19 protein-coding genes are annotated in these 16,477 nt (G+C 71.4%); 10 read left to right on the forward strand and 9 right to left on the reverse strand.

Annotated features, from left to right (window positions below):
- Positions 1–10: 10 nt before the first annotated feature.
- The 7 genes from AB0J93_RS11000 to AB0J93_RS11030 all read right to left on the reverse strand — a co-directional run bounded on the left by AB0J93_RS11000 (position 11) and on the right by AB0J93_RS11030 (position 5,953).
- Positions 11–439: a hypothetical protein gene (locus tag AB0J93_RS11000; RefSeq protein WP_363920528.1), complete on the reverse strand. Its 429-nt coding sequence runs from the start codon at positions 437–439 to the stop codon at positions 11–13.
- Positions 436–1,092 carry a hypothetical protein gene (locus AB0J93_RS11005; protein WP_363920530.1) on the reverse strand — a complete coding sequence of 219 codons (657 nt, stop codon included), beginning with the start codon at positions 1,090–1,092 and terminating at the stop codon, positions 436–438. The genes AB0J93_RS11000 and AB0J93_RS11005 overlap by 4 nt, the downstream gene beginning before the upstream one ends.
- A complete protein-coding gene (locus tag AB0J93_RS11010; protein WP_363920532.1) occupies positions 1,089–1,349 on the reverse strand; it encodes a hypothetical protein in 261 nt (86 codons plus the stop codon). Before AB0J93_RS11010 ends, AB0J93_RS11005 begins: the two co-directional genes overlap by 4 nt.
- 3 nt (positions 1,350–1,352) lie before the next feature.
- A complete protein-coding gene (locus AB0J93_RS11015; RefSeq protein ID WP_363920534.1) occupies positions 1,353–1,616 on the reverse strand; it encodes a hypothetical protein in 264 nt (87 codons plus the stop codon).
- A gap of 141 nt (positions 1,617–1,757) precedes the next feature.
- On the reverse strand, positions 1,758–3,518 hold the full coding sequence (locus tag AB0J93_RS11020) for an ABC transporter ATP-binding protein (RefSeq protein ID WP_363920536.1): 1,761 nt from the start codon (positions 3,516–3,518) through the stop codon (positions 1,758–1,760).
- Positions 3,515–5,266, reverse strand: coding sequence for an ABC transporter ATP-binding protein (locus tag AB0J93_RS11025; protein WP_363920538.1), 1,752 nt, complete (start codon positions 5,264–5,266; stop codon positions 3,515–3,517). The genes AB0J93_RS11020 and AB0J93_RS11025 overlap by 4 nt, the downstream gene beginning before the upstream one ends.
- 84 nt (positions 5,267–5,350) lie before the next feature.
- The gene (locus AB0J93_RS11030) at positions 5,351–5,953 is read right to left on the reverse strand and encodes a class I SAM-dependent methyltransferase (protein WP_363920540.1); all 603 of its coding nucleotides are present in this window, start codon (positions 5,951–5,953) and stop codon (positions 5,351–5,353) included.
- 232 nt (positions 5,954–6,185) lie between these two features.
- Between AB0J93_RS11030 and AB0J93_RS11035 the strand changes: the two genes are divergently transcribed.
- From AB0J93_RS11035 to AB0J93_RS11070, 8 genes are all read left to right on the forward strand, one after another.
- Positions 6,186–7,418: a hypothetical protein gene (locus tag AB0J93_RS11035; protein WP_363920542.1), complete on the forward strand. Its 1,233-nt coding sequence runs from the start codon at positions 6,186–6,188 to the stop codon at positions 7,416–7,418.
- 151 nt (positions 7,419–7,569) lie between these two features.
- Positions 7,570–8,214, forward strand: coding sequence for a PhoU domain-containing protein (locus AB0J93_RS11040; protein ID WP_363920891.1), 645 nt, complete (start codon positions 7,570–7,572; stop codon positions 8,212–8,214).
- Positions 8,215–8,429: 215 nt separating this feature from the next.
- On the forward strand, positions 8,430–9,506 hold the full coding sequence (pstS, locus tag AB0J93_RS11045; protein ID WP_363920544.1) for a phosphate ABC transporter substrate-binding protein PstS: 1,077 nt from the start codon (positions 8,430–8,432) through the stop codon (positions 9,504–9,506).
- Between the two features lie 85 nt (positions 9,507–9,591).
- Positions 9,592–10,584: a phosphate ABC transporter permease subunit PstC gene (gene pstC, locus AB0J93_RS11050; protein ID WP_363920546.1), complete on the forward strand. Its 993-nt coding sequence runs from the start codon at positions 9,592–9,594 to the stop codon at positions 10,582–10,584.
- Entirely contained in the window at positions 10,581–11,495 is a 915-nt protein-coding gene (pstA, locus tag AB0J93_RS11055; protein WP_363920548.1) for a phosphate ABC transporter permease PstA, read from the forward strand. The genes pstC and pstA overlap by 4 nt, the downstream gene beginning before the upstream one ends.
- A gap of 1 nt (position 11,496) precedes the next feature.
- The gene (gene pstB, locus AB0J93_RS11060; protein WP_363920551.1) at positions 11,497–12,357 is read left to right on the forward strand and encodes a phosphate ABC transporter ATP-binding protein PstB; all 861 of its coding nucleotides are present in this window, start codon (positions 11,497–11,499) and stop codon (positions 12,355–12,357) included.
- A gap of 181 nt (positions 12,358–12,538) precedes the next feature.
- Entirely contained in the window at positions 12,539–13,288 is a 750-nt protein-coding gene (locus AB0J93_RS11065) for a response regulator transcription factor (RefSeq protein WP_363920553.1), read from the forward strand.
- Between the two features lie 2 nt (positions 13,289–13,290).
- Positions 13,291–13,836 carry a hypothetical protein gene (locus AB0J93_RS11070; protein ID WP_363920893.1) on the forward strand — a complete coding sequence of 182 codons (546 nt, stop codon included), beginning with the start codon at positions 13,291–13,293 and terminating at the stop codon, positions 13,834–13,836.
- Between the two features lie 52 nt (positions 13,837–13,888).
- On the opposite strand, the gene AB0J93_RS11075 is transcribed toward AB0J93_RS11070, so the two are convergent.
- Positions 13,889–14,347: a hypothetical protein gene (locus tag AB0J93_RS11075; RefSeq protein WP_363920555.1), complete on the reverse strand. Its 459-nt coding sequence runs from the start codon at positions 14,345–14,347 to the stop codon at positions 13,889–13,891.
- A 386-nt stretch (positions 14,348–14,733) separates the two neighbouring features.
- Here AB0J93_RS11075 and AB0J93_RS11080 point away from each other — a divergent pair, with 386 nt between their 5' ends.
- Both AB0J93_RS11080 and AB0J93_RS11085 read left to right on the forward strand, forming a co-directional pair.
- Positions 14,734–15,090, forward strand: a complete 357-nt coding sequence (locus tag AB0J93_RS11080) for a DUF2267 domain-containing protein (protein WP_363920557.1) — start codon at positions 14,734–14,736, stop codon at positions 15,088–15,090.
- Between the two features lie 134 nt (positions 15,091–15,224).
- A complete protein-coding gene (locus tag AB0J93_RS11085; RefSeq protein WP_363920895.1) occupies positions 15,225–15,686 on the forward strand; it encodes a type II toxin-antitoxin system PemK/MazF family toxin in 462 nt (153 codons plus the stop codon).
- Between the two features lie 101 nt (positions 15,687–15,787).
- On the opposite strand, the gene AB0J93_RS11090 is transcribed toward AB0J93_RS11085, so the two are convergent.
- The gene (locus tag AB0J93_RS11090; protein ID WP_363920559.1) at positions 15,788–16,438 is read right to left on the reverse strand and encodes an NAD(P)H-dependent oxidoreductase; all 651 of its coding nucleotides are present in this window, start codon (positions 16,436–16,438) and stop codon (positions 15,788–15,790) included.
- Positions 16,439–16,477 lie beyond the last annotated feature (39 nt).

Genomic DNA, 16,477 nt, shown 5'->3' on the forward strand with positions numbered 1-16,477 from the left:
AGCGATGGCTTCACATGTACTCCGCCGCGACCGCCTCCGCCTCCGCCACGAACTCGTCGAGTTCTGCTGAGGTCAACTTCTTCTCAAGTAGCAGCTGCCCCAGGACGAAGACCTCGGCCGCGAGCATGGTCTCGGCGGAGATGTTGTCGATCAGTTCTGGTTCGCCGAGGGCGGCTCGGATCAGACCCTCCATCTCCAGGGCCGGCAGGGTGTCCCCGTCCGGATAGCGGGCACGGGTCGCGGACACCCAGGCGGCCACATCGCTGGGAGTGGCCTCGGCAGGAAAGTGCCGATGGACGGCGAGGGTGAACGCCGCTCCGATGACCTGGAGACCGCCGACCCAGCCACCCCGGCCAATCTCGGCGACGAGAGCCTCGGCGGCGTCCCAGTCAGCTCGGGCCAAGGCCCGGATCAGATCGCTCAGCGCCTGGACCGTCAACGCTTCAACCTCGCTATCGTTTTGCCGATCGTCCTCGCGAACCACCGCGCACTCACGCCTACCAGCAGGCCGACTATCACAAGATTCCCGGCGGCCTCTGCGCTGTCAATCTTCGGTCGTGCTGACGGGCTGGGGATCGTGGGGTTACCGGTCCCGGTGGAGTGCGTCCCGTCGGAGCCCTTGGGGCCCCGGAGCATCTTGATCATTTGCTGTGCGGCGTCCGTCGCGTTGACTGCGTTGTCCTGTAGCTCGTCGGCCTTCCGTACGGACCTGTTCAGTACTCCCCGCATCCGTTGGCGGCCCAGGTCGCGGCGGTCGCTGTCGGACAGGAGGTCCTCGCCGGATGGTGGGCCGGACGGGGCGATGGTTGCTTGCGGCGCCGAGCCCGGGGCGATGGCATTCAGGTACGCGGTGACATTCCGGGCGGCCTCGCTGCTCAACCGGGCGAGCCGGTGCGCCTTGTCGGCACCAGTGCGGCTGTGGCTCACCGCCGCGCGGATGCTCGGGTGGTCGGAGCCCTTGCCGGCCGTCGTGTATCGGGTGTTCGCCCCGGCGACGTCCGTGGCGGCACGGGTCGCCTGCACCGCGAGGCCGTCCAGTCGGTCCACTGCGGATCTGAGCTGGGCGATGACCTGCGCGAGCAGATCGCTCACCCCAGCAGCTTCCGGTAGGCGTTGCCGTTCTCCTGGGCCGCGCCGATGGCTCGCAGGGTCAATGTCACCTCGCGGATGGCGTCCGCGATGGCCTTGCGGGCCTGTTCCGCCTCCGCTCGTCGACTGTCGTGCAGGGTGGTGAGCGCCAGCCCGGAGACCTCGTCCAGGGCCGCGCCGACCCCTTCGATCGTGGCCTTGCCCTGGTCGAGCAGGTGGTTCGCCTCATCAAGGGCGGCCTTGACCTCGCCGATGCTCACGGGTTACCCGAGGATGCTGATGTACTGCCGGGCCGCCTGGGTGCTGCCCTGGAGCACCGTCGCCGCCTCGACCAGCCGCTGCTTGCTCTGCTCGGCCCGGTTGATCGCCTCCGCGATGGCGGGATGACCGGTGCCGGCCGCGACCGCGCGCAGCCGAGAAATCACCTGTTCGGTGCCGTCGATGGCGGACCGGATCTGGTTCGTCGTCGCGTCGCACTGCTCGGCTGCCTGGGCGAGCTCGGCCTTCACTTGCTCGATGCTGGCCATGCCGTCCTTCCGGTCCACCGCACGGGTCGCTGGTCAGTCACGTTTCGTGGCGAGGCAGACACTATCCAACATGAATCGTCTTCCGCAGCCCCTCCCACCCGAAGCCGAACCCGGCGTGGCAGGGCAGCCGGGTGAGCGCGGTCAGCCGTGCCAGGAGTGCCAGAGGGCGGCGTAGGCGCCACCGGAGCTGACGAGTTCGTCGTGGCTGCCGAGTTCGGTGATGCGGCCGTCCTCCAACACCGCCACCCGGTCGGCGTCGTGCGCGGTGTTGAGTCGGTGGGCGATGGCGATGACGGTACGCCCGTTGACCACGGCGGCGAGTGCCCGCTCGGTGCGCCGGGCGGTCGTCGGGTCGAGCGCGGCGGTCGCCTCGTCGAGGATCAGGGTGTGCGGGTCGGCGAGCACCAGCCGGGCCAGCGCGAGCTGTTGGGCGTCGGCGGCACCAAGTTCGCGGGCACCGTCGCCGAGTTGTGTGTCGAGTCCGTCGGGCAGGTCGGCGTACCAGTCGGCGCTCACGGCTGCCAGTGCGGCGCGCATCTGCGCGTCGGACGCGTCGGGTGCGGCGAAGGCGAGATTGTCGCGCAGCGTACCGATGAAGACGTGGTGTTCCTGGGTGACGAGGGCGATCCGGCGACGTCGCTCGGCCGGGTCGAGGTCGGTGACCGCAACGCCGTCGAGGCTCACCAAGCCTTCGCGTGGCATGTCTATACCGGCGAGCAGCCGGGCGAGGGTGGACTTTCCCGCGCCCGAAGGGCCGACGATGGCGAGGCGCTCTCCGGGGCGCACCACCAGGTCGATCCCGTGCAGCACGTCGGGGCCGTCGGCGTACGAGAAGTGGGCGCCGCGCACGACGAGTTGCCCGGACCGGGCGGTCGCCGGGCCGCGCGGTCGCGGTGTCCCGGCGGTGACCGGGGTGGCGGCGGGTTCGCTCTGCTGGCCGACACCGAGCACCCGGGCGAACGAGGCGAGGCCGCGTTGGGCCTGTTCCATCCATAGCAGCAGTCGATCCAGCGGCTCGATCGCCTGCTGAAGGTAGAGCGCCGCGGCGACCACCTCGCCGAGGGTCACCATGCCACGGTCCAGCAGAAAGCCGCCGAACAGCAGCACCACCGCGATCGGAAGTGCGTAACTCGCCTCCACCACCGGGAAGAAGACCGACCGCAGCGCCAGGGTGGCCCGGCGGGTGGCCCACACCCGGCCGATGCGCTGCCTGCCGTGCGCGATGCGGTCGGCACCGAGGCGGAGCGCCTCGACGGTGCGGGCACCCTCCGCGGTCGTGGTCAGCGCCTCGGTCAGCTCGGCTGTCGCGGCACCTTCGGCAAGGTACGCCGGCCTGGCGCGACGCAGGTACCAGCGGGTGACCGCGACGATCGACGGTAGCCCGGTCAGGGCGACCAGCCCGAGCAGCGGGTGCAGCAGGAAGATCGCGCCGAAGAGCAGTGACAACTGCGTTCCGGCGATGACCATGACGGGCACCACGTCCCGCACGGTGGTCCCGACGGTCGTCACGTCCACCGAGCTGCGGGTGGCGAGTTCGCCGGTGCCGGCCCGTTCGATGACGGCGATGGGCAGGTCGAGCGTTCGCGCGACGAATGCCTCGCGGAGCCGGGCGACGGCGCGTTCGCCGAATCGGTGACCGGCGTACTGGGCGTACCGGGTGAGCAGCCCGTGGGCCAGCACGCAGCCGCCGATCGCGAGGGCCAGGCGGTCCACCGCGGCGGCGCCGCCACCGGCGGCGACCTCGTCCACGATCCGGCCCAGCAGCCACGGCGTGGCGAGCCCGGCGACCGCGGCGGCGCCGTGCAGCACCAGTACGACGGCGACCGCGCGACGGTCGGCGGCGATGAGGCCCAGCGCGGCGCGGCGGACGACCTTTCGGTTCGCGACGGGCAGCCCGCTCACCGAAGTGACCTGTCGGCGTCGGCGGACTCGCTGTCACGGGACACCAGGGCCCGGTAACTCGGGTCGCGTTCGAGTAGTTCGGTGTGGCTGCCGGCGGCGATGATCCGATCGTGGCGCAGGTGTGCGACCAGGTCGGCGCGACCGAGCAGCAGCGGTGAGGTGGTCAGCACGACCGTGGTTCGTCCGGCCCGCGCCGCCCGGAGCCGCTGCGCGATGCGCGCCTCGGTGTGCGCGTCCACGGCCGAGGTCGGGTCGATGAGGATCAGCACGTCCGGCTCGGCGAGCAGAGCGCGGGCCAGGCGTACGCGTTGCCGCTGGCCGCCGGAGAGGGTCCGGGCCCGCGTACCGACCGGCATCGCCAGCCCGTCGGGGTGGGCGTCGACCACATCCTCCGCCGACGCCGTGCGCAGCGCCGTGCCCAGGTCGGTGTCGCTGGCGCCCGCCCGGACGTGCAGGACCTCGCGCAGGGTCCCGGCGAAGAGGTAGGAGTCGTGGTCGGCGACGAGGATCCGGGCCCGCACCTCGTCCAGCGCGATGCTGGTCAGCGGTACGCCACCCCAGGTCACCTCGCTGGCGACGAACCGCCCCAGCCGGTCGGCCAACGCGTTCGCCTCGGCCGGGTCGTCGGCGGCGACGGCCAGCAGTCGCCCGGCGGGCACGGTCAGCCCGGTCGCGGGGTCGTGCAGGTCGGCGGGCCGGTCCGGCGGGGGAAGGGCCTGCGTCCCGCCGATCGGCGCCGGGGGGCCGGCCTCGTCCGGCCTCAGGTTGAGCAGTGCGACGATCCGGCGGGCGGCAACCCGCCCCCGGATCACCTGGTAGCTGCCTTCGAGCAGGAACCACACCGGCACGATGAGCACCGCCACGTATCCGTAGACGGCCACCATCTGCCCGATGGTGATGTCACCGGCCGAGGCCATTCGCGCCGCCAGCCACACCACGGCGGCCAGGAACACGCCCGGAATGACGATCGTCAGCGACTCGATCCAGCTGTTGACTGCGCCGACCCGGTACCCCTCGGCCAGCAGCCGTTGTGAACGGGCCGCGTACCGGCGGGCGAACAGTCCCCGCCCACCGACCCCGGCGAGCACGCGCAGCCCGGCCACGATGTCGGCGGCGCGGGTGGTGAGCAGGCCCTGCTGGTGACGGTAGACCGACTCGACCCGTTCGAGGCGGCGCAGCAGCGGCCCGACCAGCAGGACCACCGCCGGCACGCCGAGCAGCACGAACACCGCCAGCAACGGGGACACCGACCACAGCAGAAGGGCGACGAAGACGTACGCGAGGACGGCTCCCACGCCCGGCCCGGTCATCGTCAGCACCGCAGAGGTGTGGGTGATGTCTGCACCGCCCACGGTGGCGACCTCCCCGGCGGCGAGCCTGCGGGGCAGCACGGCACCGATCCGGGACAGGTGCCGCAGCAGGACGGCGGCGGACCGGGCCGACGCGTCCTCCCGGACGAACGTCATCGTGCGGTGCCGCATGATGCCCAGGCACGCCAGGACCATCCCGGCGACCACGATTGCGGCCACCCACCACAGCAGCGTCCGGTGGTCGGCGGGGCGCAGCCCGTCGTCGATGGCACGGGCGACGAGGTACGGCCGGACCGACAACCCGAGCATCCAGGCCGTGCCGAGGAGGCCGCCGCGCAGCACCCGCCACGGCTGACAGCGGACCAGCCACCAGATGTACCTCAGTGGCCCCCTCGTGTCCGGCGTGCCCGGCTCGGCATGAGGGAGCTGTGGGGGCATCCGTACAGGTTACGATCCGCCTCGGGACGCCTCCACGCCAATATCCGCCGCAGTGGCGGACTCGCCGGGCCGGGGGAGCGGCGATCAGGCGGGACGGCGCAGGATGGTGACGGCGAAGTCCGCGTCGTCGCGCCATGGGCGCAGGTCCCAGGTGGCGAAGCGGTGTTCCAGGCGCAGCCCGGCACCGACCGCGTCGGCGTCGAAGTCGGTAAGCGGATACCCCCGGTCGGTGCCGAATCCGACCGCGACCACGCCGTCCGGCCGCAGGTGCGCGGCGACCCGGCTGAGCACCTGACGTTCGGTGCCGGCGGCGACGAAGGCCAGCACGTTGCCGGCGAGCACCGCCGCGTCGAACGGCTCGCCCTCGCCGGCCGTCGCGAGATCCAGTTCGGCCAGGTCGGCGACGAGCCAGCGGGGCGTCGGATGATCGGCGCGGGCCGCGTCGATCAGGACCGGGTCGGCGTCCACCCCGACCACCGTGTGCCCACGCGCGGCCAACTCGGCGCCCACCCGACCGGTGCCGCAGCCGGCGTCGAGGATCCGGGAGGCCGGCGGCACCAGCGTGTCGAGCAGCCGGGCCTCCCCGGCCAGGTCCGCACCTTCGGCCGCCAACTGCCGGAACCGGTTGACGTACCACTGCGAGTGCTCGGGACCGGTGTCGGTGGCCCAACGGGTCGGATTGTTCATGTCTGCACCGTATCCGGGCCGGCTCAGGGAAGCCGTCCGGCGGCCGGAACAGACGAACGGTAGGTATCCGGAGGCCATCTCGCGCGCTACCATGTCGTGACTCATGGTGAACCGAACTGTTCCGCCGGCAAGGCCGGGCCCGGCTGTAGGCGCTGATGCCGTCGGCGAACATGGTCGGCTGTGGGAGTTGGCCCGCGCCACCCTCGACGGCAATTGGGCGGGCGGACACACCGTGCCGTCACGCACCCTGTACCCGCACCAGTGGAGCTGGGACTCCGCGTTCATCGCGATCGGCTGGGCGCATTCCCGCCCCGACCGCGCCTGGTCGGAGCTGACCAGCCTGTTCCGCGCCCAGTGGCGCGACGGCCGGGTGCCGCACATCGTGTTCAACCCGGCCGTGTCCGGCAGCGCCTATTTTCCCGGGCCGGGATTCTGGTCGTCGTCGTCCGTCGAGGGGACGCCCCCGATGGCCACGTCCGGCCTGGTGCAGCCGCCCGTGCACGCACTGGCCGCCTGGCACGCGTACCGTCGGGTGCCGTCGGAGGAAAGCCGTGCCGCGTTGCGTCGGCTCTACCCGCATCTGGTGGCGCAGCAGCGCTACCTCGCCACCTGCCGCGATGTCGGTGGCGCCGGGCTGGCCAGCATCGTGCACCCGTGGGAGTCCGGACTGGACAACAGCCCGGCCTGGGACGCGCCGATGTCCGCGGTGCCGGCGGAGGCGGCGGTGCTGCGCGCGTACCGGCGTCGCGACACCGTGCACGCCGATCCCACCCACCGACCCACCGACCTGGACTACGCGCGGTACGTCACAATCGTCACCGAGTACCGTGCTGGCGGTTACCGCGACGACGGCCTGGCCGACCGGCATCCGTTCCTGGTGGAGTGTCCGTTGTTCAACGCGGCGATGGGCGCCTCGGAGTCGGCGCTCGCCGGGATCGCCGAGGTGATCGGCGCCGACCCGGGCCCGCACCGGGAGCGGGCGGTCGCGATCACCGAGGCCGTGGTGACCCGGTTGTACGACCCGGACAGCGGCACCTTCCACCCGCGTGACCTGCGTACCGGCCGACTGACGCCGGCCCGTACGGTGCTCGGCCTGGCCCCGCTGATCCTGCCCGGCCTGCCGGCGCGACAGGTCGAGGCGGTGCTCGCCGAGGCCCGCTCGGCCCGCTTCGGTGTCGCCGCCCGGATGGACCGGCCACTGCCCAGCCACGACCGCACCGGCACCGACTTCGAGCCGCTGCGCTACTGGCGCGGCCCGAGCTGGATGAACGTCACCTGGCTGATCCGGCGTGGACTGCTGCGGCACGGACACGACCGGTTGGCGGCCGGACTGCGCTCCTCGATGATCGACCTGGTTGCCGCGGCCGGTTGCCACGAGTACTTCCATCCGGACACCGGTGCCGGCCTGGGCTCACCGGCGTTCAGTTGGACGGCGGCACTGCTGCTGGACGTGCTGGCCGACTGACCGGCGCGGCGAGACCTGCCGGTGCCCTGCCCGGGGTGGCGCGGCGGGTGGCGCTGCCCGGGGGCAGGTAGGTTGCTGTCCAGGGTCGGCCGGCTGCCGCGCCGGTCCCGGGCGGCACCGTGACCGGGTGACCCGACTGGAGGGACGCGCAATGAGCCGGGACAGCTTCGACGAGCAGCTCGACCGGCTCACCGGCGTACTGGCGTTGATGAGCCGGGACGCCGGCGCGGCGATCCGGGGGGCCAGCACCGCGCTGCTGGAGGTGGACCGGGGTGCGGCCGAGGCGGTGCTCGCCGGTGACGCCGTGCTGGACGCCCGGCGGGCCGAGGTGGAGGCGATGATCCCCGAGGTGCTGGTACGGCACCAGCCGGTCGCCTCGGACCTGCGCCTGGTGGTGTGCGCGCTGCGGATCGCCGGTGCCCTGGAACGGATGGGTGACCTCGCGGTGCACGTCGCGAAGGTCGCGCTGCGCCGGCACCCGATCGGGGTGGTCCCGGAGCCGGCGATGCCGGTGATGACGGCGCTGGCCGAGGCGGCGGCGCGGGTGGCGGACAAGTGCGCGGTCGTGCTCGCCACCCAGGACCGGCTCGACGCGATGCAACTCGGGCTGGACGACGACGAGGTCGACGCCGCGCAGGAACGCCTGCTGTCGCTGCTCGTCTCCGGCTGGCCGTACGGGGTGGAGTCCGCGATCGACCTGGCCCTGCTCGGCCGCTACTACGAGCGCTACGCCGACCAAGCGGTGAACGTCGCCCGCCAGGTCGTCTACCTGGTGACCGGCACCATCCGGCTCTGACGAGGCGCGCGAGGGCCAGCAGGCGGCGTACAAAAATCCGGACATCCGGTACGGCGCGTTCGCAACGTCACATCCCGGCTCCCAGGTGGCCACCACCGAGCCGGCAAGTTCACTTTTCGTTCACCTGGGTCCGGGAGTCCGGCTACCTGCGCCTCCTAACTTGACTCGCGTACGGCCCGGACGGGCTGATGCACCCCGATAGAGAGGCTTACCTGGTGAACCGCAACGTGCTTTCGCGGCGCGTCCTTGCTGGCGTCGCGCTTGCCGCGCTCGCGCTTACCGGCTGTGGTAGCAACGACAACAGCTCGGAGCCGGGCGGCAGCGGCGGCGACAGCGCCTACGCCGACCTGTCCGGCGAGTTGAAGGCGTCGGGCGCCAGCTTCCCGGACGCTTACTACCAAGAGGTCATCGAAGCCTTCAAGAGCGAGGCCTCCGACGTGACGGTCAACTACAACTCGACCGGCTCCGGCACCGGCAAGAAGCAGTTCGGTGAGGGTCTGGTCGACTTCGCCGGCACCGACAGCCTGGTGAAGGACACCGACGGCGTGACCGCCGGCTCGTTCATGTACGTGCCGACGGTGGCGGCCCCGATCACGGTTTCCTACAACCTTGAGGGTGTCGACAAGCTCCAGCTCAGCCCGGAGACGCTCGCCAAGATTTTCCAGACCGACATCAAGACCTGGGACGACGCGGCCGTCAAGGCCGACAACCCGGGTGTCGAGCTGCCCAACACGCCGATCACCGTCGCGCACCGCTCGGACGGTTCCGGCACCACCAGCAACTTCACCAAGTACCTCGACGCCGCTGCCGCGGGCACCTGGAAGCTCGGCAGTGGTGACACGGTGGCCTGGCCGGCCAGCACGCAGGGTGGCGAGAAGAACACCGGTGTCGCCCAGATCGTGCAGCAGACCAACGGCGGCGTGGGCTACGTCGACCTGAGCGACGCCAAGGCCACCGGCCTCAAGTTCGCCGCCATCAAGAACAAGGACGGCCAGTTCGTCGAGCCGTCGCTGGAGGGCACCACCGCCGGCCTGGAGGGTGCCGAGGTCGCCGAGGATCTGAGCTACAACCCGCTCAACGCCGCCGGTGCCTCCGCCTACCCGATCACCGCGCCGACCTTCATCATCGTCAAGACCTCCTACGACGACGCGAACAAGGCCGCGCTGGTCAAGGGCTTCCTCACCTACCTGCTCAACGACGGCCAGGAGTTGGCCGAGGAGGTCGACTTCGCACCGCTGCCGGCCTCCCTCAAGGAGAAGGCGCTGGCCCAGGTCGAGAAGATCCAGGGCTGATCAAATCAAGATCGCTAGGGCGTTCCAGCTGGGGACGGGATCACGTCGATCCCGTCCCTAGCGGGGTACCTGAGCTGGAGTGAAGATGACCTTGACGAACAATCCCCCCGCCGCCAAGCCGACGTTGACCCAGCGCGGCAGCAGCGCCCTCGGCGACCGCGTCTTCTCCTGGTGGACGCTCGGCACCGGCCTGCTGGTGCTGGCCATCCTCGGGCTGATCCTGATCACCACCGTCCGGGAAGCCTGGCCCGCGTTCGACGCGATGGGCCTGCGCTTCATCACCGAGCGGGTCTGGGACCCGAACCCGGCCACCGGGGACGCCATCTTCGGCGCGCTGTCGTTCGCGTACGGCACCGCGGTCTCGTCGCTTATCGCGTTGCTGTTCGCGGTGCCGGTCTCGGTCGGCATCGCGCTGTTCCTGACCGAGTTGGCACCGCGTCGGCTGCGCGGCCCGGCGGTGACCGTGATCGACCTGCTGGCCGCCGTACCGTCGGTGGTCTTCGGCCTCTGGGGCATCCTGGTCGTGGCACCCGCCCTGGTCCCGATCTACCAGTGGATGCACGACGTCCTCGGTGGCATACCGCTGCTCGGCCGCCTCTTCGGCCCGGTGGCCAGCGGCCGGAACTTCATGACCGCCGGCCTGATTCTCGCGATCATGGTCACCCCGATCATCACCTCGATCACCCGCGAGGTGTTCAGCACGGTGCCGCGTGCCGACAAGGACGCCGCCCTCGCCCTGGGCGCCACCCGGTGGGAGATGATCCGGGGCGCGGTCTTCCCGCACAGCTTCGGTGGGGTCGTCGGCGCGGTCATGCTCGGCCTGGGCCGGGCGATGGGCGAGACGATCGCGGTCGCCCTGGTCATCGGCGGCGCCACAAACATCACCGCCAACCTGTTCGCCCCCGGCAACTCCATGGCCGCCGTCATCGTGCAGCAGTTCGGTGAGTCCACCGGCACCTTCACCGCCGCGCTGATCGGCCTCGGCGTCGTGCTGTTCGCGATGACGGTGCTGGTCAACCTGCTCGCCCAGGTGGTCGTCCGTCGGGCCGAGGCCCGGATGAAGGGAAGCGTCGCGTGACTCTCACCGCACCACCCGCCGCCCGCCCGGCCGCCGGCGGACCCGATTTGACCCGGGCGGCGCTCTCCGGCCGCCGCCGGTTCACCAACCACCTCGCCACGGCGGCCATCTGGTTCGCCGTGCTGCTCGCCGTCATCCCGCTGGCCCTGGTGACCTACACCGTCATCGCCAAGGGCGGTGGGGTGATGAGCCTGTCGTTCCTGAACGAGGACATCCCCAACTCCTACCGCCGCGAAGGTGGTGGGATGGGCCCGGCGATCGTCGGCACGCTGCTCATCACCGGGATGGCCGCGTTGATGGCGATCCCGCTCGGCGTCTTCGGGGCGATCTACCTCAACGAGTACGGCAAACAACGGCCACTGGCCCGGATCATCCGGCTGATGTCCGACGTGATGACCGGCGTGCCGTCGATCGTGATGGGCCTGTTCATCTACATCTCCTGGGTGCTGCTCGTCGGTGAGCAGACCGGCTTCGCCGGCGCGTTGGCGCTGGCCTGCCTGATGCTGCCGGTGGTCATCCGCAGCAGCGAGGAGATGCTCCGGCTGGTCCCGGACGAGTTGCGGCAGGCGAGCATGGCGCTCGGTGCCCGCAAGTGGAAGACCACGCTGACCGTGGTGCTGCCGGCGGCGATCTCCGGGATCACCAGCGGCTCGCTGCTGGCCGTCGCCCGCGCAGCCGGTGAGACCGCCCCGATCATCATCGTCACCGGCATCGTCTTCTCGCCCAACTGGAACCTCTTCGACGGTTCCAACACGGCGCTGCCGGCGCAGATCTTCCGCAACGCCAGCCAGCCCTTCCCCGCCGCACAGGACCGGGCCTGGGGTGCGGCCCTGACGCTCATCGTGATCGTGCTCGGCTTCACGATCATCGCCCGATTCATCTCCAGCCGGTTCGCCATCAAGGAGCGCTGACATGGCCAGCAACGACACCAACCTCACCACCCGCCCGTCCGTGGCGGTGCACGCTCCCGGCACCACGACCTCCGGTGGCGAGTCCGCCGCCTCGGTGATGCAACTGCGCGACGTCAGCGTCTACTACGGCAGCTACGAGGCGGTCCGCGGCACCAGCATGCCGATCCAGCAGAACCAGGTCACCGCGATGATCGGGCCGTCCGGCTGCGGCAAGTCCACGGTGCTGCGGGCGCTCAACCGGATGAACGACCCGATCCCCGGGGCCCGGGTCAGTGGCGACGTCCTCTTCCACGGCCAGGACCTGTACGCCAAGGACATCGACCCGATCCAGGTGCGTCGGCGCATCGGCATGGTGTTCCAGAAGCCCAACCCGTTCCCCAAGTCCATCTACGACAACGTCGCGTACGGGTTGCGGATCAACGGCATCAAGGGCCGCCTCGACGACCACGTCGAGGAGGCGCTGACCAAGGCCGCGCTCTGGGACGAGGTCAAGGACAAGCTGCGCAAGAGTGCCCTGGCGCTCTCCGGCGGCCAGCAGCAGCGGCTCTGCATCGCCCGGACGATCGCCGTCAAGCCCGAGGTGATCCTGATGGATGAGCCCTGCTCGGCCCTCGACCCGATCGCCACGGCGAAGATCGAGGATCTGATCTTCGAGCTGACGAACGACTACACCATCGTGATCGTCACGCACAACATGCAGCAGGCGGCCCGGGTCAGCCACTACACCGCGTTCTTCACCGCCGAGGTGGACGAGGCGCAGGAGCGGCACGGGCGGTTGGTCGAGTTCAGCCAGACCGGCAAGCTGTTCACCAACCCCGCGGACAAGCGCACGGAGGACTACATCACCGGTCGCTTCGGCTGAGGCCGAACGCGACGGTCGACGGTGGGTCGCCGTCGTTCGAGGGTGACCCACCGGGCGTGGCTGGCTCGTCGTGACGCCCGGCCGTGCCCTGCAGACCCGTCGCCGACCTGTAGTGCGGGGGAACGCCCTGCGCGACCGAGGGTGTCGCGGCGGGCCTGAGCTGAACCGGAGCCGGTGTGCGATGAACAATCTCGTCGAGGCCACCAGGGGTGACCATCGATCCGACGGGCGTTTCGTGCTGCTCGTGGTGGACGACGAGGAGAGCGTCGGTGCCGCGTTGGTCGCCCAGTTGGCCGACCACCGGGTACGCGGCCACCACTTCGCGCACGCCGCCGAGGCGCTGCTGGCCGCCGGAGCGCTGCAACCGGACGCGGCCGTGGTCGCCGCCGGCCTGTCCACCATGAGCTGCACCGAGTTGGTGCGGCTGCTCGCCCGCCGGGCCGGCATCCCCACCGTGGTCGGGGTGGGCGACGAGGACGGCGGGGTGGCCGCCGCCGCCCTCAAGGCCGGTGCCACGGCCTGCGTACGGCGTCCCTACCGGGCCGAGGAGGTGCTGCCGATCCTGCGGGCCATCCGCCCGGACACCTCCGGCGCCCTCGATCCGCCGATCGAACTGGGCGGGCTGCGGGTGGACCCGGCGACGTTCGAGGTGAGCCTGGACGGTCGGACGGTGGCGCTGCCGCTGAAGGAGTTCCGACTGCTCTACTTCTTCATGACCCACGCGGAGCGGACGGTCACCCGCGAGCAACTGCTCGCCGCCGTCTGGGGTGGTGTCTCCGACGACACGTCGAACACCCTGACCGTGCACATCAAGCGGCTGCGCCGGCGACTGGCGCTGGACGGGGACCAGGCACCGATGATCGTGACCGTACGCGGCCTGGGCTACCGGTTCGTGCCCGCCCAGGCCACCGCAACTCCGTCGACGACGTGAGCATGTCGGCGCTGCCGCCGTACCCGCCGTCGGGGACGTCGACGGAGGGGATGGTCCTGGTGGCGGTTCCGCTGGCGTACGTCCCGCACGTGGCCCGGTTGCTGGCCGACCTCGACGCCCGGCAACGGGTGGGGCCGGCGCCCCGACGGCGGGCCGATCCGGTGCCCCGCCAGCCGGAGTCGGACTGGACGGTCGAGGATCTGCGCCGCCTCAGCCAGGGGCGCAGCGCCACCCACCGGACGGTCTGCGCCGTGCTCGACGCGCTCGCCGCCGAGCCGGAGCGGCGGTTCACGGTGGGGGATCTGGCCGAGGCCACCGGACGGCCCCGCAAGAAGATCATCGGTGCGATGGCGGGGTTGACCCGGCTGCTGAAGGCCCACTACGACTACGCCGGCCGGGGATTCCCGTTCGACCGGGTGCCCGGGCGGCCGGAAACCCCTCGGGAGCTGTGCTACACGATGGACCGGGTACGCGCCGCACGCTGGCGGGAGGCACAGCACCGGAACCCGGAGGCAGCCGGGGGAGTGGGCGCGCAGCCGGACCCGTGACCAGCCGCCCGGCGTGCCTCAGCTTCCGGCGTGCCTCAGCTTCCGGCGTGCCTCAGCTTCCGGCGACGGGGGTGGCCGAGCCGCGTCGGTTTCCGGCCGCAGCCTCCAGCCGACGGACCTGCTCGATCACCGCCACCACGACGGCGTGTCCCTCCGGCGACAGGCGGGCGTCGACCAGCCGCCGGGCCACCTGCCGGACGTGCGGGTCGGCCAGCAAGTGGACGAGGTCGTCGTCGGGTGGATCCCGATCGGCCGGCCGAGCGGTGAAGAACGAGGGCGGACGACCGAAGAAGGCGGCTATCGCCTCCACCACGGACCGTCGCGGGTCCGGTGCCCGGCCCTGACGCAGGTTGTTGAGGTGGGTGTGCGAGATCCGGCAGCCGCGCCGGGTCAACTCGCCGGCGACATGGCGGACGCTGTACGGCTTGCCGGTCGGGTCCGGGGTGGTGCGGAACAGCCAGTCGAGACGGTCGGCGAAGGTTTCGCCGGGGTGGTCAGGCTCCTCAAACATGGAGGCTCCTCGCACGGCGGAACACCATATTTACACGAGGACTGGACACGGAATCCAGCATTGACAGGACTCCTTACTGTACGCGTACGATGGCATTCGCCTGGCAACCCCAGCGGCCGGAAAGCTCCGGCCCGGCGGGTTGCCAGCGTGGTCTCTCGGGCCGGCACACGTGGTGGCGAACGGGGGCGCGACGTGTGCGTGTGAGCCGTACCCGGCGGCCGAGAGACCTCCGGGCGGCGCTCGTCCCGCCGGCCTCGCTCATGGTCGGTTCCTGGCGGGCCCGCCCGGGCACGGTACGAAACCGACCCGGACCCGGCCGCCGCGGACGGGCGTTTGTCCGGTGCCGGCAGGGGTATCCAGCGCGGCGCTGACGACAGGAGGGCGCCGTGCGGTTTCCGCTGTTCGTCGCCGCGGTGTCACGTCGTTCCGGGCTGGCGCCCGAGCCCGCGGCCATCGTCGCGCGCGCGGTTCTACAGACCGTCGTGGAGCGGATGACCGGCTCGCCGCCGACCGACCCGACCGGGTACCTGCCGGGCGAGCTGACCGACGCGGTGTCGCCGGGCGGGCCGGCTGACTTCCTGCGTCGGGTCGGCGAGCGGGCCGGAGTCGACGAGGGGACGGCGGCTGCCGGGGCCGCGGCCGTGTTCGCCACCCTGCGCGAGACGGTGACCGTCGGCGAGTTCCAGGAGATGGTGGCGCGACTGCCGACCGCTGGCGGTGGCAGCGACCCGATGGTCGGGTGAGGCGCGACCGGCACGCCCGACCTGATCGTCGGGTGAGGCGCGACCGGCACGCGGCGGAGAAGGGCACACTCCCTGCCGACCGGGGGACCGGCGGCAGCGGATAGGCTGCCGCCGTGGCAGGTCTGTTCAGGAGTATGGCGTCGCGCGTCGGCGCGGTTATCCCGAGGCCGCGCGCGGCCGGTCCGTCCCCGGCCAGGCTCGCGCGACCGCGTCAGGTCAGCGCGTTGCAGCGCCGCGAGCTGTCGTACGCCCCGGAGCCCGACGGTCAGGCCGACCCGGGGGAGATCGTCTGGACCTGGGTGTCCTACGAGGACGACCCCCGGCAGGGCAAGGACCGGCCGGTGCTGGTGGTGGGCCGGCACAGCCGGACCCTGTTCGGGCTGATGCTCTCCAGCCAGCAGGACCGCCACGGCGACCGGCACTGGCTGGCCCTCGGGCCGGGCGACTGGGACCGTGACCGACGTCCGAGCTGGGTGCGCCTGGACCGGGTGCTGACCATGCGGGAGGACAGCATCCGGCGGGAGGGTGCGGTGCTGGACCGGACCCGCTTCGACCGGGTGGGTCAGGCCCTGCGCGCCGGGTACGGCTGGCGCTGACCGTCCGGCTCGCCGCGGCACCCGTGGCCTCAGCCCGACGGCTGAGCCGGGTCGGGCCGGTGACCTCAGTCCGACCGCTGGGCCGGGTCGGGCCGGTGGCCTCAGCCGGACCGTTGGGCCGGGTCGACCGCGGCGTCGCGGGCGTCCGGCGGCGGGTACGGCTGTTCGGCGAGCAACCGCGCCAGGTGGGCGCTGTTGAGCGCCAGCGCCTTCGTCGTCCGACCGGTGGTGTCGGGCTTGGGGCGCGCGTCGATGTAGTCGGTCTTGTGCAGGGCCTCGCCGACCCAGTACGTCGCGCCGGCCGCCGGGCAGGTGAAGCCGACCTCGTTGAGCGCCTGCTGCACCTGCCCGATCGTGTGGTGCGCGCCGTCCTCGTTGCCGACCACCGCCACCCCGCCGATTTTGCCGTAGGTGAGCAGCCGGCCCTGGTCGTCGGTCTCGCTGAGCTCGGCGTCGAGCCGTTCCAGGACCATCTTGCACACGCTCGACGGTTGGCCGAGCCAGATCGGCGTGGCGATCACGAGGATCTGCGCGGCCATCAGCTTCGCGCGGATCTGCGGCCAGGCGTCGCCATCCCCCTCGTCGGTGGAGACACCGAAGCGGACGTCGTGGTCCACCACCCGGATCAGTTCGCCGGCGACCCCCTGCTCGCCGAGAGCGTCGAGCACCTCCTGGCCCAGCACCTCCGAGCTGGACCGGGCGGGGGAGCGTTTCAGGGTGCAGTTGAGGACCAACGCCCGGATGTCCGCCATGATCTTCCCTTCGCCGTACGAGCCTGATCCCGGCGGAGT

Source organism: Micromonospora sp. NPDC049374, assembly GCF_040677165.1.
GTDB lineage: Bacteria > Actinomycetota > Actinomycetes > Mycobacteriales > Micromonosporaceae > Micromonospora.

Bases quoted from the DNA above. Each gene is read 5' to 3' on its own strand.
- AB0J93_RS11070 (WP_363920893.1), top strand. From the start codon at position 13,291: ATGTCGGCGCTGCCGCCGTACCCGCCGTCGGGGACGTCGACGGAGGGG.
- AB0J93_RS11075 (WP_363920555.1), bottom strand. From the start codon at position 14,347: ATGTTTGAGGAGCCTGACCACCCCGGCGAAACCTTCGCCGACCGTCTC.
- AB0J93_RS11065 (WP_363920553.1), top strand. From the start codon at position 12,539: ATGAACAATCTCGTCGAGGCCACCAGGGGTGACCATCGATCCGACGGG.
- AB0J93_RS11085 (WP_363920895.1), top strand. From the start codon at position 15,225: ATGGCGTCGCGCGTCGGCGCGGTTATCCCGAGGCCGCGCGCGGCCGGT.
- pstB (WP_363920551.1), top strand. From the start codon at position 11,497: ATGGCCAGCAACGACACCAACCTCACCACCCGCCCGTCCGTGGCGGTG.
- AB0J93_RS11090 (WP_363920559.1), bottom strand. From the start codon at position 16,438: ATGGCGGACATCCGGGCGTTGGTCCTCAACTGCACCCTGAAACGCTCC.
- AB0J93_RS11015 (WP_363920534.1), bottom strand. From the start codon at position 1,616: ATGGCCAGCATCGAGCAAGTGAAGGCCGAGCTCGCCCAGGCAGCCGAG.
- AB0J93_RS11030 (WP_363920540.1), bottom strand. From the start codon at position 5,953: ATGAACAATCCGACCCGTTGGGCCACCGACACCGGTCCCGAGCACTCG.
- AB0J93_RS11025 (WP_363920538.1), bottom strand. From the start codon at position 5,266: ATGCCCCCACAGCTCCCTCATGCCGAGCCGGGCACGCCGGACACGAGG.
- AB0J93_RS11040 (WP_363920891.1), top strand. From the start codon at position 7,570: ATGAGCCGGGACAGCTTCGACGAGCAGCTCGACCGGCTCACCGGCGTA.
- pstC (WP_363920546.1), top strand. From the start codon at position 9,592: ATGACCTTGACGAACAATCCCCCCGCCGCCAAGCCGACGTTGACCCAG.